The following is a 16,136-nucleotide window of genomic DNA, read 5'->3' on the forward strand; positions in this document are numbered from 1 at the left end:
TTTGACACATGCTGCCCGGATTGGCGCCGAGGAAACCGTTCGGAATGCACGGTGGCCGCTTGACGGCATTTTCGCCGCAACCTATTGGAACCGGGTGGAACGCCGGGAGCAACGAGGCCTCGTGGCGGAGTGGTTACGCAGAGGACTGCAAATCCTTGCACCCCGGTTCGATTCCGGGCGAGGCCTCCAATGCCCGAGCTCCCGCGCATCCGCGCCGGAGCTTGAAGTTCGGGTCGAAATGAACCGCGCTTCTGGCGCGGCAAGCGGATTGGTTGGGACATGAGCGCTGATTTTTCCGAACGTCGCGTCAAGATGGTCGATGGTCAGGTTCGAACCACCGATGTGACCAGCGCGCCATTGCTGGAAGCAATGCTTGTCGTGCCACGAGAGGTCTTTGTCGGGGCCGGCCAGCGCGATCTCGCCTATATCGACGAGGACATCCGCATTGCCGATGGCGCCGATGGCGCGCGCTACCTCATGGAACCTTCGCCGTTGGCCAAGCTGTTGCAACTGGCTGAAATAAACCCGACCGATTCGGTGCTCGATGTCGGCTGCGGCACCGGCTACGCCGCGGCCATCCTGTCGCGACTGGCCGGATCCGTGGTGGCGCTTGAGAGCGATTCGGCGCTGGCCGAGACCGCCAGATCGACGCTTTCATCGCTTGGCTGCGGCAATGTGACCGTGGTGCAGGGGGCCTTGTCGCAAGGTCATGCCGCCAAGGCGCCTTATGACGTCATTTTCATCGGCGGCAGCGTCGAGGACGTGCCGACACCGCTGCTCGACCAGCTTGCCGAAGGCGGCCGCCTTGTCGCTGTTGAAGGGCAAGGCAATTCAGGTGTGGCCCGTCTTTTTTTCAAAGAAGGGGGGTTGTAACCGGAAGACGCGCGTTTAATGCGGCAATTAAGCCACTACCGGGGTTCGAACGTGCGCATGCCTTCGAATTCTGAGTGATTTTGCCTTGCAGGAGAGGCCTTGTCATGGTCGCTTGTGTTTGAACAATCGTTGCTGATCCGCAAACTGGGGGCGCTTTGGGGCTGAGCAGCAGGGAACACTAAACACGCGGCGCCGGTTGCTCACAAGGAGAGGCTGGCGTGGCGCGGTTCCCATGGAAAACGAATGAGGGATACACCGTGCTGTCTGTACGCAAGAGCCTTTTTGCCGCCGTCCTCGTTTCCGCGACCGCGCTTTCTCCATTCTCGGCCTCTGCGGAAACCATCCTTGGCGCGCTTGCAAAGGCCTATCAGAACAATTCCCAGCTCAATTCCGCCCGCGCAGGCGTCCGTGTCACCGATGAAGGCGTCGCCATTGCCAAGTCAGGCTGGCGGCCGACAGTCACAGGCTCGGCAAATATCGATTACTCCAGCAGTCACCTCAACGGCACGAATCAGAGCGTGCGTCTGACCACCGGCAATTTTGGCGTGCAGATCGATCAGACGCTGTTCGACGGCTTTCAGACCAAGAACAATGTGGCGGCCGCCGAATCGCAGGTCCGCGCGTCGGTTGAAAGCCTGCGCAACACCGAAGAGAACATCCTGTTCAGCGCGGCCCAAGCGTATATGAACGTGATTCGCGACCGGCAGGTGGCCGTGTTGACCGAACAGAACCTGCAATTCCTGACCGAAACGGCGCGTGCGGCGCGTTCGCGCTTCGATGTTGGCGAAGGCACGCGTACCGACGTGGCGCAGGCCGACGCTTCGCGGGCCGCCGCCGTGGCATCGCTGAGCGCCGCCCGGGCGCAGGCGCTGGCAAGTGCCGCGCTCTATCGTCAGATCGTCGGCGACGAGCCGGGCAAACTCAAAGCCGCTTCGCCGGTGGCAAAGCTGTTGCCGTCGAGCCTCGCCGCCGCCGTCGGTGTAGCCTCGAATGAGCACCCGGCCATCCTTGCCACCCAGCATCTGGTCGACGCCGCTGCCTTTTCGGTGAAGTCGGCCGAAGGCGCCCTGCTGCCGCAGCTGTCTGCTTCCGCCGGTGTCTCGAGCGCCTATCGCAATACCTTGCCGGGCGTCTCGGCACAGGATGGCACGACAAATTCGGCCAGCGTCGGGGCCACGCTGACCATCCCGATCTATTCGGGCGGCCGCACGTCAGCGATCGTGCGCCGGGACAAGGAATCGCTCAGCCAGGCCCGCATCGAGGTCGACGTCAGCCGCGACCAGGTGCGCCAGGCCGTCACCGCCGCCTGGACCGAGTACACCGCCGCGCAGCAAAGCCTCGCGGCCAATAGGCAAGTGATCGAGGCCGCGAAGCTGGCGCTCAACGGTGTCATCGAAGAACGCAATGTCGGCCAGCGCACCACGCTCGACGTCCTCAACGCGCAGGCGACGGTCATCACCGCCGAGATCAACCAGGCCGGCTATGAGCACGACGTGGTGGTGGCGAGTTACGCCATCCTGCAGGCGACCGGCCGCCTGTCGGTCGATCGCCTTGGCTTGCAGGTGACGAAATACAGACCCGAAGAGCATTACAACGCGGTCAAGGACAAGTGGTTCGGCCTGCGCACGCCGGATGGCCGCTGAGGGCGTTCGGTTCGGATTCCGCAGTCTTCCTGTTCGGTTCCCGCTTTCTGGAATCATGCTCTAATCTGTTGAAATCCCACAAGTCCCCAGATTGGGGATTCTCGTGCGGCGATCCGTCGGTTACGCTGTCGCCATGATCTCGATCCGGCTTTGCCGGAGCGGAAATCTGCAATGGGTCACAAGGGCGGCGGATGTGACGATGGCAACGGCAAGCAGCGCACAGCGCGAACCTTCGATGGAAGAGATACTGGCTTCCATCAGGAGGATCATCGAAGACAGCGATACCGGCCGCAAGCAGCCGGGCGAGGCCGATGAGCCGCGCCAGGATCTGGAGCCGGCGTCGAGCGCCGATCCAGTCCCCGACGTCGAGGCATTCCGTGCCGACCTGCATGCCGCGCCGGAGGTCAAGCCGGTCAAGCTGACGGAAGTGCAGGCGCTGGTGACGACGGCCGAGCCAGTGATCGGGCGGATGGAAGCACCGGTGCGTTCCGAACCCACCCCGGCAAAGCCATCGATGACACTTGCCGAGGTCAGCGCCCGGGTCGCCGCCGAACCGACCCCGCCGGCCGCTGCCGAGGCGCCGGCGGCGCGTCCTGTCGCCGCCCCCGACGCCACCGTTGCCGATTGGCGGCGCGAGATCGCCACGGTCGGCGAGCAGGCCAAGATGGAGCAGGACAGGGGCGAGGCCCGCAAGCCGGTTGCCGAGCCGGAGGTGGACAACCCCGGGGACGAGCCGACCCCCAGGGACGAGCCGACCATGAACCGGGCCTTCGAGCAGTCTAGTCCGAGTGGAAGCCCGGCGCGGCCGGCGGTGGCCAGCGACGCGCCGTCAGTTCGTCCGGCAATCGTGTCCGAGCACACGGGCCGGCAGGTTGCCGCTGCCTTTGGCGAGCTTTCCGATGCGTTTGCCAGCCGCAGCAAGAAGACATTCGACGAGATGGCCGAGGAGATGCTGAGGCCGATGCTGCAGGATTGGCTGGACAACAATCTGCCGACCCTTGTCGAGCGGCTGGTGCGCGAGGAGATCGAGCGCGTGGCGCGTGGAGCGCAGTAATCGCCATCCAGATCACCGATGAAACGCCGCCCCAGAGGCGGCGTTTCTGTTCGTGCGGTCCGCTGGCGCGATGGCCTTCCTTGACCTGATCCCGGCCGTGTCTATTTGACGTCGAGAGCCCGAGGCTGCCCTTGCGGTTGACTTGGTCAAGACCTTCCGATTTACACCGGGCCAGCAAAAATCCCGATAGCGCGGACCATTTCCCATGCTTGAAAAGACCTACGACGCAAAAACCGTCGAGCCGAAGATCGCCAAAGTCTGGGAAGAGGCCGACGCATTTCGCGCTGGCGCCGGCGCTGACGAGGGGGCCGAGGCCTTCACAATCGTCATTCCGCCGCCGAACGTTACCGGCTCGCTGCATATGGGTCACGCGCTCAACAACACGTTGCAGGACATATTGGTGCGCTTCGAGCGCATGCGCGGCAAGAACGTGTTGTGGCAGCCGGGCATGGACCATGCCGGCATCGCCACGCAGATGGTGGTCGAGCGGCAGCTGATGGAGAAGCAGATCCATCGCCGCGACCTGACGCGCGAGCAGTTCATCGAGAAAGTGTGGGAGTGGAAGGCCGAATCCGGCGGCGCGATCTTTAACCAGCTGAAGCGGCTCGGCGCCTCGGCGGATTGGTCACGCGAACGCTTCACCATGGACGAAGGCCTGTCCAAGGCCGTGCTCGAAGTGTTCGTCACCCTCTACAAGGAAGGGCTGATCTATAAGGACAAGCGCCTTGTGAACTGGGATCCGAAGCTGTTGACCGCGATCTCCGATCTCGAGGTCGAGCAGCAAGAGGTCAACGGCAATCTCTGGCACTTCCGTTATCCCATAGAGGGTGAGGTCTTCGATCCGGAGAATCCAAAGACCTTCATCACGGTGGCGACGACTCGCCCCGAGACCATGCTCGGCGACACGGCAGTCGCCGTGCATCCTGACGACGAACGGTTCCGGCACCTGGTCGGCAAGAACATCGTGCTGCCGATCGTCGGCCGCAAGATACCGGTGGTGGCGGATGAATATTCCGACCCCGAGAAGGGCTCTGGCGCGGTCAAGATCACGCCGGCACACGACTTCAACGACTTCGAGGTCGGCAAGCGCCACAAGCTGCCGGCGATCAACATCCTCACCATCGAGGCCGCGGTCAGTCTGAGGGACAACGAGGATTTTCTCGCTGGGCTCGAGGTGACGCCGGAGCGCCAGGCGGTCTGGGACGAACTCAACGGCCTCGACCGCTTTATCGCGCGCAAGAAAATCGTCGAACTGATGGAAGCCGGCGGCTTCCTCGAAAAGGTCGAACCGCATCGCCATGCCGTTCCGCATGGCGACCGCGGCGGCGTGCCGATCGAGCCGTTCCTGACCGAGCAGTGGTACGCCAATGCCGCCGAACTCGCCAAGCCGGCGATCGCCTCGGTGCGCGAGGGCCGCACCAACTTCGTGCCTAAGAACTGGGAAAAGACCTATTTCGACTGGATGGAAAACATCCAGCCCTGGTGCATATCGCGCCAGCTGTGGTGGGGCCACCAGATACCGGCCTGGTACGGGCCGGATGGGCGCGTCTTCGTCGAGAAGACCGAGGAAGAGGCGCTGGGTGCCGCGATCGAATATTATCTGGCGCTGGAAGGCCCATGGAAGGCCTGGGTCGAGGACAAACTCGAGAACTTCAAGCCGGGCGAGATCCTTACCCGCGACGAGGACGTGCTCGACACCTGGTTCTCATCGGCGCTGTGGCCATTCTCGACGCTCGGCTGGCCGGACCAGACGCCCGAACTGAAGACCTACTACCAGACCGACGTGCTGGTGACTGGCTTCGACATCATCTTCTTCTGGGTTGCCCGCATGATGATGATGGGCCTGCACTTCATGGACGAAGAGCCGTTCCACACCGTCTATGTCCACGCGTTGGTGCGCGACAAGAACGGGCAGAAGATGTCGAAGTCGAAAGGCAACGTCATCGATCCGCTCGATCTCATCGACGAATACGGCGCCGACGCCTTGCGCTTCACCTTGACGGTGATGGCGGCGCAAGGCCGCGACGTGAAGCTCGACCCGGCGCGCATCGCCGGTTATCGCAATTTCGGCACCAAGCTGTGGAACGCGACACGTTTCGCCGAAATGAACGAAGTCGCGCGCAACGACGATTTCTGGCTGAACGATGCCAAGCTGGCGGTCAACCGCTGGATCCTCACCGAACTGACGCGCGCCGCGCGGGAGATAACGGACGGCATCACCTCATACCGCTTCAACGAGGCGGCGGGTGCCGCCTACCGCTTCGTCTGGAACCTGTTCTGCGACTGGTACCTGGAACTGCTGAAGCCGGTGTTCATGGGCACGGACGAGGCGGCCAAGGCCGAAAGCCGCGCCTGCGTCGCCTTCGTGCTCGACGAGATCTACAAGCTGCTCCACCCGATGATGCCGTTCATGACCGAGGAGTTGTGGGCGCAGACAGCCGGCGAGGGCAGGGAACGCGCCTCGCTGCTGTGTCATGCCGCGTGGCCGTCGCCGGATTTCGAAGACGCGGATGCGGCCGCCGACATCAACTGGCTGGTCGACCTCGTCTCCGGTATCCGCTCGGTGCGCTCCGAGATGAACGTGCCGCCGGCAGCCATTGCGCCGCTCGTGGTGGTTGGCGCCAACAACGTAACGCGCGAAAGGCTCGCTCGTGAGGATTCGGCGATCAAGCGACTGGCGCGGGTCGGTGACATCTCGCTGGCCGATACTGCCCCGAAGGGGTCGGCACAGATCGTTCTCAACGAGGCGACGATCTGCCTGCCGCTTGGCAGCCTGATCGATCTCGCCGCTGAGGCCGCGCGGCTGCAGAAGGAACTGGCCAAGTTGACCGAGGAAATCGCCCGCCTGCACAAGAAGTTGTCCAACGACAGGTTCGTCGCCAGTGCGCCGGCCGAGATCGTCGAGGCCGAGCGCGAAAAGCTCGCCGAATACCGCGATGCGCAGGACAAGCTTTCGGTGGCATTGACCAGGGTTCGCGACGCTGGCTGAAGCGCAGATTCGCGATGTTTCGACTTGCCCCGAAAGAGGGTCTTTTTGCCTCGAAAACAGGCATTCCGTTGCGTTAATTTTGACGTAAACGGAAAGTTTTCGCCCCATTGTTGCCATAATGTAACAATGGGAGCAGACACCCCAGAAAACGCTGTTTTGGAGCCTTTCTTAGCTGGATTTTCCAATTTTTTCTGGCCGATGCGTCGCAAATGGCCGTTTTTCAGCCTTGCGGCACTGGCCGGCATTTTGTCGAAAATGCGTTCGGCGGACATGTACATGTACGCCTCTTGAATTCGTTGTTGCAGCGTTAACCTGAATTGGTTCTAGCTTGAGCCACTAGTTATTCGGGGAGGACAGTCATGAACAATTTGCGTCTGAGAGCACTGCTGGGGGCAGGGTGCTTTTCGCTTGCTTTGATCGGGACGGCGATGCATCCGGCGCATGCCGGTGGCCTGGAACGCGGCGGCTACGACATCGACCTCTTATTTGACCCAGCGCCGTTCGCTACGGAAGCGGAATCGACCTTTGTGATGCCGGATCGCAAGTACAAGAATGCGCTCGGACCAGGGGGGGCCAATCTCGGCTTGAGCAGCACCGCCGACGGAGCCGAAGGCTATTGGGTCCCGCGCATTGGAGCCAAGGTCCAGGTTGTGCAAGGCGTGGACTGCATGGTCGACTATTCGCAGCCCTGGGGTGCGCATACCGCGCCGGGTAGTACGTGGAACGGCGCGTTTTCTAACATAGAAACCGATATCAAGAGCAACAATTACGCAGGGACCTGTTCCTATAAGATGGATGCTGGCAAGGGCCAGATCCGCTTTATCGGAGGGTTGTTCTATCAGGATATCTCGGGGTTCAAGGAAAGCTTGGTGAACCTCACTCCGGCATTGTCAGGTCGTGTCGATCTGAAGGCCAGCGGATGGGGCTGGCGCGCCGGCATTGCTTACGAAATCCCTGATATCGCGTTGCGCGCGAGCCTTGTTTACAATTCCAAGGTCAAGCTCGACAATATCGACGGCACGCTGGACTTGACGAGTGTCGGCAAAGGTCTCATCCCGATCTACGGCGCAACGGAGTACATGCCTGACTCTGTGGAACTGAAACTGCAGTCGGGTATCGCTCCCGGCTGGCTCGCTTTCGGTTCTATCAAGTGGGTCAACTGGAGCCTGCTGCAAAGCGTTCCGATCTGTCCCCAGGGTACGCCCTCGTCATTCTGCGTAACGAATGGTCTGGGCCAGGTGACGTCACTGGATCTGATGTATCGTGACGGGTGGACCGTTACTGGTGGCATTGGTCACAAGTTCAACGACGCATGGAGTGCTGCCGGCCAGCTTTCCTGGGACCGTGGCACTTCACACGGCTATGGGGCGCAGTCCGATACGTGGACGCTCGGCGGCGGCGTCGCCTATACACCGAAGCCGAATATCGAAGTTCGCTTGGCCGGTGCGATTGGCGTCATGACCAGTGGTCACTCCGGCACGCTCGCTGGCGAAAACGGTTATGTGGCCGGCGTCGACGCCAGCTACGACTTCGGCAACGATCTCGTGACGGCGATTTCCGGCGGTCTCAAGATAAAGTTCTAAACCGCTGAAATTTTTAGCAAAAAGGCCGGGCGACGCTCGGCCTTTTTTATTTGGGCGGGCGGGGCTCCCGGTATCCAAGCTGCGTTGCATATAAGTCGCACAGCTTTCGCTCGTGCGATTGTTGCGTTTTGGCAACACTTTTTGAACAACCCCTGCGCTAAAAGTCAGGCCGAGGGAATTGCCTATTTCCCGCCATAAACCCGGCGCACCTCGATCTTGCCTCGGGACACGCGCCAAAAGGCTCGGCGATGGGGCAGGCCGCACCGCCCGCGGCAAGGAAGAGTATGGACGCCAGAGTCATTTCCAAGGCCAAGCTGCCCAGCCGCCATGTGACCGTCGGTCCGGCGCGTGCGCCGCACCGTTCCTATCTCTATGCGATGGGGTTGTCGGCGGCGGAGATCGCGCAGCCGCTGGTCGGTGTCGCCTCCTGCTGGAACGAGGCGGCCCCCTGCAACATCTCGCTGATGCGCCAGGCGCAGGTGGTCAAGAAGGGCGTCGCGGCCGCCAGCGGCACGCCGCGTGAATTCTGCACCATCACCGTCACCGACGGCATCGCCATGGGCCACCAGGGCATGAAGTCATCGCTGGTGTCGCGCGAGGTCATCGCCGATTCAGTCGAACTCACCATGCGCGGCCATTGCTACGATGCGCTTGTCGGCCTCGCCGGCTGCGACAAGTCGCTGCCCGGCATGATGATGGCCATGGTGCGTCTCAACGTGCCGTCGATCTTCATCTATGGCGGCTCGATCCTGCCCGGCAGCTATCGCGGCCGCCAGATCACCGTGCAGGATGTGTTCGAGGCGGTCGGCCAGCATTCGGTCGGCACGGTCAGCGATTCCGAGCTGCTTGAAATCGAGCAGGCGGCCTGTCCGTCGGCCGGCTCCTGCGGCGCGCAGTTCACCGCCAACACCATGGCCACGGTCGCCGAGGCGATCGGTCTGGCGCTGCCCTATTCCTGCGGCGCGCCGGCGCCCTACGAGATGCGCGACCGTTTCAATTTCGCCTCGGGCGAAAAGATCATGGAGCTGATCGCGAAAAATATTAGGCCGCGCGACATCGTCACGCTGAAGGCGCTGGAAAATGCCGCGACGGTTGTCTCCGCCACCGGCGGTTCGACCAACGCAGCGTTGCATCTGCCGGCGATCGCACACGAGGCAGGCATCAAGTTCGACCTTTTCGATGTGGCGAAGATCTTCGAGAAGACGCCTTACATCGCCGACCTCAAGCCCGGCGGAAAATACGTCGCCAAGGACATGTTCGAGGCCGGCGGCATTCCGCTGCTGATGAAGACGTTGCTCGACCACGGCTACCTGCATGGCGATTGCCTGACCGTGACTGGCCGCACTTTGGCCGAAAATATGGAGCACGTTGCCTGGAATGAACATCAGGACGTTGTCCGCCCGGCCAACAGACCCATTACTCAAACCGGCGGCGTTGTGGGCTTGAAGGGAAACCTTGCCCCCGAAGGCGCGATCGTCAAGGTCGCGGGCATGTCGGAGTTGAAGTTCTCCGGTCCGGCGCGCTGTTTCGATTCGGAGGAGGAATGTTTCGAGGCGGTGACGCATCGCAACTACAGGGAAGGCGAGGTTCTCGTCATCCGTTACGAAGGGCCGCGCGGCGGCCCCGGCATGCGTGAGATGCTGTCGACGACGGCGGCCCTCTACGGCCAGGGCATGGGCGGCAAGGTGGCGTTGATCACCGATGGGCGCTTCTCGGGCGCGACGCGCGGTTTCTGCATCGGCCATGTCGGGCCGGAAGCGGCCGTCGGCGGCCCGATCGGGCTGCTTAGGGATGGCGACGTGATTTCGATCGATGCGGTGAATGGCACGATCGACGTGGCGTTGTCGGCAACCGAACTGACGGAGAGGGCAAAGACTTGGAAGGCGCGCACGACCGATTATCAATCGGGTGCAATTTGGAAATATGCACAGACGGTAGGGCCGGCGCGTGATGGCGCGGTCACCCATCCGGGTGGTGCGAAAGAAACACACTGCTATGCGGACATCTGAGTTGCTGAGGTCGTCTGTCTTTTCGGCACTGGTCGCTGTCGCGATCTTTGGCGCCGTGGGCCAGGCCATGGCCTTCGACGACAAGGTGTTCGATGACAAGACCGGGGTGAAGCCGCAGTCCAGCCCGTGGGCGGTGTTCCAGTTCGGCTTCTCCGCTTACAAGAACGGCCACAAGGAACAGGCCGCCGAGGCCTACAAATACGCCGCCGAAAACGGCCAGATCGGCGCCACCTGGAAACTTGCGCGCATGTATGCCGAGGGCGACGGCGTGGCGCGCGACGACTATGAGGCATTCAAGTTCTTCTCGGAGATCGTCGACCAGGATGTCGAGCCCGGCTCGCCCGAGGAAAGCTATGTCTCCGACGCGCTGGTGGCGCTTGGCGACTATCTGCGCAAGGGTATTCCCGGCAGCCCGATCACCGAGAACGAGGTGGCGGCCCAGGAATATTACATGCGCGCCGCCGCCAATTATCGCAATCCGAACGCGCAGTTCGAGATGGGGCAAATGTTCCTGAAGGGCGAGGGCGGCGTGAAGGCCAGCGTTAAGCAGGCCGGGCGTTGGTTCCAGCTCGCCGCCGAGAAGGGCCATGCCGGCGCGCAGGCGACATTGGGCCACCTGTTGTTCCAGAGCGGCAAGATCGTTCGCGGCTTGGCGATGATGACCGCGGCGCTCGAACGCGCTTCGCCGGCCGATCAGCCCTGGATCCGCGGCATGCAGGAAGAGGCATTTGCCACCGCCGGCGAAGCCGACCGCCGCACCGCGATCTCGCTGGCGGATGACATCCTCACCAAGGGCGGCAACGCCGACCAGTAGGGACGCGGCCACGCAGGCCTCACCGACCGCGGCACTCAATTCTCGATCTTGATCAGTTCTCGGTCGGTTCCGTCGGCACCATGCTGGGAGCCGGTGTCGAGATCGGCGTGACATGCGGGTGCGGCGCCAGCGTGTTTTCAGGACAGCTGTCCTGAATCTTCGTCCAGGACGTGTTGTTGAGCACCATCTCGCAGCGGGCAAGATGGCTTTTGTCGGCGACCGTCAGGCATACGACCTGGCCAAGTGGGTACGATTTTCCATTGGCCAGGCATTCCTGGGCGGCAAGTGCCGCTGCAGGCGCGACCATGGCAAATGCCAGGCCGATCGGACAAAGAGCAAATCGTATGGTCATGGAAACCCAGCCGCCACGCTGATCCCGAGTCAACGGCGCGATTGTGGCGATATGAGGGTTGCGGCCGGTATCAGCGCACGAGGCGGGCGGTATTTACCACACTCCGCGGTAGAAGGCCGTCAGGCCGGCTGTAGCGCGAGATCGATCGCCACCGGCACGTGATCGGACGGCTTTTCCCAGGCGCGTACATGCTTCTCGATCGAGGCGGATGAAAACCGGTTGGCGGCTTCCGGCGACAGCAGTAAATGGTCGATGCGGATGCCGTTGTTCTTCTGCCAGGCGCCGGCCTGATAGTCCCAGAACGTATAGGTGTCGGGTGCGTCGGTGACGGCGCGCACCGCCTCGGTGAAACCCAGATTGAGCAGCCGGCGGAAGGCCTGTCGTGTCTGCGGCTGGAACAGCGCGTCGCCCAGCCAGTTTTCCGGAAACCGCGCATCGATCGGCTCGGGAATGACGTTGTAGTCGCCGGCAAGCACGAGGGCCTCCTCCAACTTGAGCCGATCCTCGGCCCAGCGTTCCAGGCGTGCCATCCACGACAGCTTGAAGGGGAACTTCTTCTCGTCATCGATCGGGTTGCCGTTCGGCAGATAGAGCGAGACGACGCGCAACGCGCCCTTGTCGGTCGAGAAAACGCCTTCGATGAAACGCGCCTGCTCGTCGGCATCGTCGCCGGGCAGGCCTCTGGTGACTTCGTCGAAGCGCAGCTTCGACAGGATGGCGACACCGTTGAAGCCCTTCTGGCCATGGGTTTCGACATTGTAGCCAAGCGCCTCGATCTCGGCGCGCGGGAACTGCTCGTCGACTGTCTTGATCTCCTGCAGGCAGACGATGTCGGGTGCGCTTTCGGTCAGCCAATGGGTGAGGTTGCCGATGCGCGCGCGGACGCCGTTGATGTTCCAGGTGACGATTTTCATGACGGTCTCATTGTTCTTGCGGCGGATGGTTCTTGCGGCGGATGGCGTTCGACTAAGCCGATCGTATTGCCGGCCGGGTCCTTTAGGAAGGCCATCCATTCGCTTTCCCCTGCCGGACCGAACTGGCCTTCGGTGTCGCGGTGGACGAGCGTCGGCGGCGCGGTGAACGGCACACCCGCGGTTTTCGCCTGGGCATGGAACTCGTCGAGGCCTGATATGTCGAGATAGACGGTGCCAGCCGGTATGCCGTCAGTGAACAGCAAGCGCACATCGCCGGCCATGATGAAGGCAATGCCCGGCGGATCGAAGCGCGCATGCAGGTTCATGCCGAGCACATCGCGCCAGAAGGCCAATGTCGCGTCGAGGTCGCGTCCGGCCGACAGCGCGATCTGACGGACCGCGCCGATGGCAGGCATCGCACTATCGCTAGATGGAGAAGCTGGTGCCGCAGCCGCAGGAGGCGACCGCGTTCGGATTGCGAATCTGGAAGGACTGGCCCATCAGGTCGTCGACGAAGTCGATCACCGAGCCGCCCATATAGACCAGTGACAGGTCGTCGATCAGCACCGTGGCGCCATCCTTCTCGATGGCGACGTCATCGTCGTTGCGGGTGTCGACCAGATCGAACTTGTAGGAGAAGCCGGAGCAACCGCCGCCTTCGACCGAAACGCGCAACGCCGTCTTGCCGGCTTGCCCCGAGACAATCTTGGCGATCCGCTTGGCGGCGGCCTCGGTCATATCGACTTTCATGGCAGTCTTGGCATCCGCGCCCATGGGCGTCACCTTGCTTTCGGTTTCACATGATAGGTATGAAGCGCGACGGGGCAAGTCAACTGCGGCGGCATCAGCCATGACAAATGAGCTTGGCGACATCGGATTCGGCTATCGGCCGCGCGCGGCCTATGCCTGCGACCCGGCAAAGTCGCGCGGACGGCTTTTCGACGAGGTCGAAAGCCCGACCCGCACGCCGTTCCAGCGCGATCGTGACCGCATCATCCATTCAACGGCATTCCGGCGGCTGAAGCACAAGACTCAAGTCTTCATTGCCCATGAAGGCGACCATTATCGCACCCGGCTGACCCATTCGATCGAAGTGGCGCAGATCGCCCGCGCGCTGGCGCGAGCGTTGCGCGGCGACGAGGATCTCGCCGAGGCGGTGGCGCTGGTGCATGATTTCGGCCACACGCCCTTTGGCCACACCGGCGAGGACGCGCTGAACGAGAAAATGGTAGAATGGGGCGGCTTCGACCACAACGCGCAATCGCTGCGCATTGTGACAAGGCTGGAGGCGCGCTACGCCGAATTCGACGGGCTGAACCTGACCTGGGAGACGCTCGAAGGCTTGGTCAAGCACAACGGGCCGATGACGGACGCCAACGGCAAGGGCCTGAAAGGGCCGGTGCCGCAAGCGATCCGTGATTACTCGCAACTGCACGACCTCGAGCTGGACCGGTTTGCCGGCATCGAGGCGCAGTGCGCGGCGATCGCCGACGATATCGCTTACAACACGCACGATATCGACGACGGCCTGAGGGCGGGGCTGCTGACGCTGGACATGCTGGAGACCGTCTCGCTACCGGGAACGATCCTGCGCGGCGTGCGTGCACGCTATCCAGTGCTCGATGCCGTGCGCACTGGCCACGAGCTGATGCGCCGGCAGATCACCGCCATGGTCGAGGATGTGATCAAGTCGACGACCGCCAATCTGGAGCGCATCAGGCCGCAGAGCGCCGACGCGGTGAGGGGGGCAGGCGAGACCATGGTCACCTTCTCGACTGCGATGGCTGCGGCCGAGAAGGAACTGAAGGCTTTTCTCTACAAGCATCTCTATCGGCACCAGGAAGTCATGCGGGTGCGCGCCGACGCCGAGCAGATCGTCAGGGACCTGTTCGACGTCTACTTCGCCGACCCTCGCGCCATGCCGGACGGCTGGCGCGAGGGTCTGGATCGGGCCGACGACCGCATCAAGGCGCGCAGCGTCGCCGATTTCCTGGCCGGCATGACCGACACCTACGCGCTCAAGGAGCACCGGCGTTTGTTTGACCATACGCCGGATTTGAGCTAGGGCGGGCTCGATTTTGCCGGCCAACGAGCCGGATTCCCTGTAAAGCCGCCAGCGCCAGACCCCAGAGTCAGACCAATGAACATTTTCGCCGATTTCACCGCGCGAATCATAAAAGCCGTCGAAGCGCTTGATTTGAAAGACAATGACGGCGTTTCGCCCGACCTGTCGCGCATTGCCGTCGAGCCACCACGCGACGCCAGCCACGGCGACCTGGCGACCAATGCGGCAATGGTGCTGGCCAAGCCGACGGGCCAGAATCCGCGCGTCCTGGCCGAAAGGCTGGCGCAAGCGCTGCGGGACGAAAAGGATGTCGCCGCCGCCGAAGTGGCCGGGCCTGGTTTCGTCAATCTCCGGCTGAAGGACGGTTTCTGGCAGGCGCATCTTACCGCACTGCTTGGCGAAGGCCGCAATTATGGCCGCTCGACTGTCGGTGGTGGCAGGAAAACCAATGTCGAATATGTCTCGGCCAATCCGACGGGTCCGATGCATGTCGGCCATTGCCGGGGCGCCGTGGTTGGCGACGCGCTCGCCAATCTGATGGCCTTCGCCGGCTACGACGTGACCAAAGAATATATCATCAACGATGCCGGCTCGCAGATCGATGTGCTCGGCCGTTCGGTTGTGCTGCGCTACCGCGAGGCACTTGGCGAGGATATCGGTGAGATCCCGGCCGGGCTTTACCCTGGCGATTACCTGTTCCCTGTCGGCCAGGCGCTGGCCAAGGAATTTGGCCACTCCTTGATGCAGATGCCGGATGACGAGGCTCTCGCCATCGTCAAGGATCGCACCATCGATGCGATGATGGCCATGATCCGCGAGGATCTGGCGCTGCTCAACGTGCATCACGACGTGTTCTTTTCCGAGCGCACGCTGCACGCCGACAATGCGAGGAAGATCCGCTCGGCGATCAACGACCTGACGCTGAAAGGCCATATCTACAAGGGCAAGCTGCCGCCACCCAAGGGCGAGAAGCCCGACGATTGGGAGGATCGCGAGCAGACCCTGTTCCGCTCGACGGCCGTCGGCGACGACATGGACCGGGCGCTGGTCAAGTCCGATGGCTCTTTCACCTATTTCGCCGCCGACGTCGCCTATCTCAAGGACAAGGTCGATCGCGGCTTCGTCGACCTGATCTATGTGCTTGGCGCCGACCATGGCGGCTACGTCAAACGTCTCGAAGCCCTGGCGCGGGCGATTGCCGGCGACAAAGTGAAACTCACGGTGCTGCTGTGCCAACTGGTGAAACTGTTTCGCGACGGCGAACCGGTGCGCATGTCGAAGCGCTCCGGCGACTTCGTCACCCTGCGCGAAGTGGTGGAGGAGGTTGGCCGCGACGCGATCCGCTTCATGATGCTCTATCGCAAGAACGATGCGCCGCTCGATTTCGACTTCGCCAAGGTGACCGAGCAGTCCAAGGACAACCCGGTGTTCTACGTGCAGTACGCCTCGGCGCGCTGCCATTCGGTGTTCCGGCAGGCGAGTGAGCAGTTGGGCGAGGCAAACTTCGACCGCGCCAGCCTTGCCGCCGCCGTGACATTGCTGACCGACGAGGGCGAGATCGGCCTGATCCGCAAGCTTGCCGAATATCCACGACTGATCGAGTCCGCGGCACTTGCGCTCGAGCCGCATCGACTGGCATTTTATCTCTACGATCTGGCTTCCAGTTTCCATGGACACTGGAACCGCGGTACCGATAATCCGGACTTACGTTTTGTTAAGGTTAACGACCGACAATTGACGCATGCCAGACTAGGGCTGGTGCAGGCTGTTTCGGACGTTCTGACGTCCGGCCTGACGTTGATCGGAGCCGCCGCGCCCACCGAAATGCGTTAGGTTTGAC

The 16,136-nt window shown here is 62.3% G+C and carries 13 protein-coding genes, 1 tRNA gene and 1 pseudogene; 11 read left to right on the plus strand and 4 right to left on the minus strand.

Annotated features, from left to right (window positions below; translation table 11 throughout):
• Positions 1-115 precede the first annotated feature (115 nt).
• The 9 genes and pseudogenes from AC56QP_RS32300 (at position 116) to AC56QP_RS32340 (ending at position 10,965) form a co-directional block, all read left to right on the plus strand.
• A tRNA-Cys gene (locus tag AC56QP_RS32300) sits at positions 116-189 on the plus strand.
• 90 nt (positions 190-279) lie between these two features.
• Positions 280-947 (plus strand): annotated as a pseudogene (locus AC56QP_RS32305) (protein-L-isoaspartate O-methyltransferase family protein).
• A 183-nt stretch (positions 948-1,130) separates the two neighbouring features.
• Positions 1,131-2,516 (plus strand): TolC family outer membrane protein, encoded by a 1,386-nt coding sequence (locus AC56QP_RS32310; protein ID WP_489863463.1) that lies wholly within the window; start codon positions 1,131-1,133, stop codon positions 2,514-2,516.
• Between the two features lie 199 nt (positions 2,517-2,715).
• Entirely contained in the window at positions 2,716-3,570 is an 855-nt protein-coding gene (locus AC56QP_RS32315; RefSeq protein WP_489861847.1) for a PopZ family protein, read from the plus strand.
• A 205-nt stretch (positions 3,571-3,775) separates the two neighbouring features.
• Positions 3,776-6,559, plus strand: coding sequence for a valine--tRNA ligase (locus tag AC56QP_RS32320; RefSeq protein ID WP_489861846.1), 2,784 nt, complete (start codon positions 3,776-3,778; stop codon positions 6,557-6,559).
• A 126-nt stretch (positions 6,560-6,685) separates the two neighbouring features.
• A complete protein-coding gene (locus AC56QP_RS32325; protein WP_489861845.1) occupies positions 6,686-6,850 on the plus strand; it encodes a hypothetical protein in 165 nt (54 codons plus the stop codon).
• Between the two features lie 68 nt (positions 6,851-6,918).
• The gene (locus AC56QP_RS32330; RefSeq protein ID WP_497100920.1) at positions 6,919-8,142 is read left to right on the plus strand and encodes an outer membrane protein transport protein; all 1,224 of its coding nucleotides are present in this window, start codon (positions 6,919-6,921) and stop codon (positions 8,140-8,142) included.
• 284 nt (positions 8,143-8,426) lie between these two features.
• Positions 8,427-10,151 (plus strand): dihydroxy-acid dehydratase, encoded by a 1,725-nt coding sequence (gene ilvD, locus AC56QP_RS32335; RefSeq protein WP_256750589.1) that lies wholly within the window; start codon positions 8,427-8,429, stop codon positions 10,149-10,151.
• Positions 10,138-10,965 (plus strand): tetratricopeptide repeat protein, encoded by an 828-nt coding sequence (locus AC56QP_RS32340; protein WP_091575314.1) that lies wholly within the window; start codon positions 10,138-10,140, stop codon positions 10,963-10,965. Before ilvD ends, AC56QP_RS32340 begins: the two co-directional genes overlap by 14 nt.
• A 52-nt stretch (positions 10,966-11,017) precedes the next feature.
• Here AC56QP_RS32340 and AC56QP_RS32345 read toward each other — a convergent pair whose 3' ends face one another.
• From AC56QP_RS32345 to erpA, 4 genes are all read right to left on the minus strand, one after another.
• Entirely contained in the window at positions 11,018-11,317 is a 300-nt protein-coding gene (locus AC56QP_RS32345; protein ID WP_489861843.1) for a hypothetical protein, read from the minus strand.
• Positions 11,318-11,436: 119 nt separating this feature from the next.
• Positions 11,437-12,231 carry an exodeoxyribonuclease III gene (xth, locus tag AC56QP_RS32350; protein ID WP_489861842.1) on the minus strand — a complete coding sequence of 265 codons (795 nt, stop codon included), beginning with the start codon at positions 12,229-12,231 and terminating at the stop codon, positions 11,437-11,439.
• Positions 12,228-12,647, minus strand: coding sequence for a VOC family protein (locus tag AC56QP_RS32355; protein WP_489861841.1), 420 nt, complete (start codon positions 12,645-12,647; stop codon positions 12,228-12,230). Before AC56QP_RS32355 ends, xth begins: the two co-directional genes overlap by 4 nt.
• A 10-nt stretch (positions 12,648-12,657) precedes the next feature.
• Positions 12,658-13,005 carry an iron-sulfur cluster insertion protein ErpA gene (gene erpA / locus AC56QP_RS32360; protein ID WP_111547384.1) on the minus strand — a complete coding sequence of 116 codons (348 nt, stop codon included), beginning with the start codon at positions 13,003-13,005 and terminating at the stop codon, positions 12,658-12,660.
• Positions 13,006-13,081: 76 nt separating this feature from the next.
• Between erpA and AC56QP_RS32365 the strand changes: the two genes are divergently transcribed.
• Together AC56QP_RS32365 and argS are read left to right on the plus strand one after the other, a co-directional pair.
• Positions 13,082-14,296, plus strand: coding sequence for a deoxyguanosinetriphosphate triphosphohydrolase (locus AC56QP_RS32365; protein ID WP_497100919.1), 1,215 nt, complete (start codon positions 13,082-13,084; stop codon positions 14,294-14,296).
• Between the two features lie 75 nt (positions 14,297-14,371).
• A complete protein-coding gene (gene argS, locus AC56QP_RS32370; RefSeq protein ID WP_489861840.1) occupies positions 14,372-16,129 on the plus strand; it encodes an arginine--tRNA ligase in 1,758 nt (585 codons plus the stop codon).
• Positions 16,130-16,136 lie beyond the last annotated feature (7 nt).

It is taken from the genome of Mesorhizobium sp. RCAM 05104, assembly GCF_059683645.1.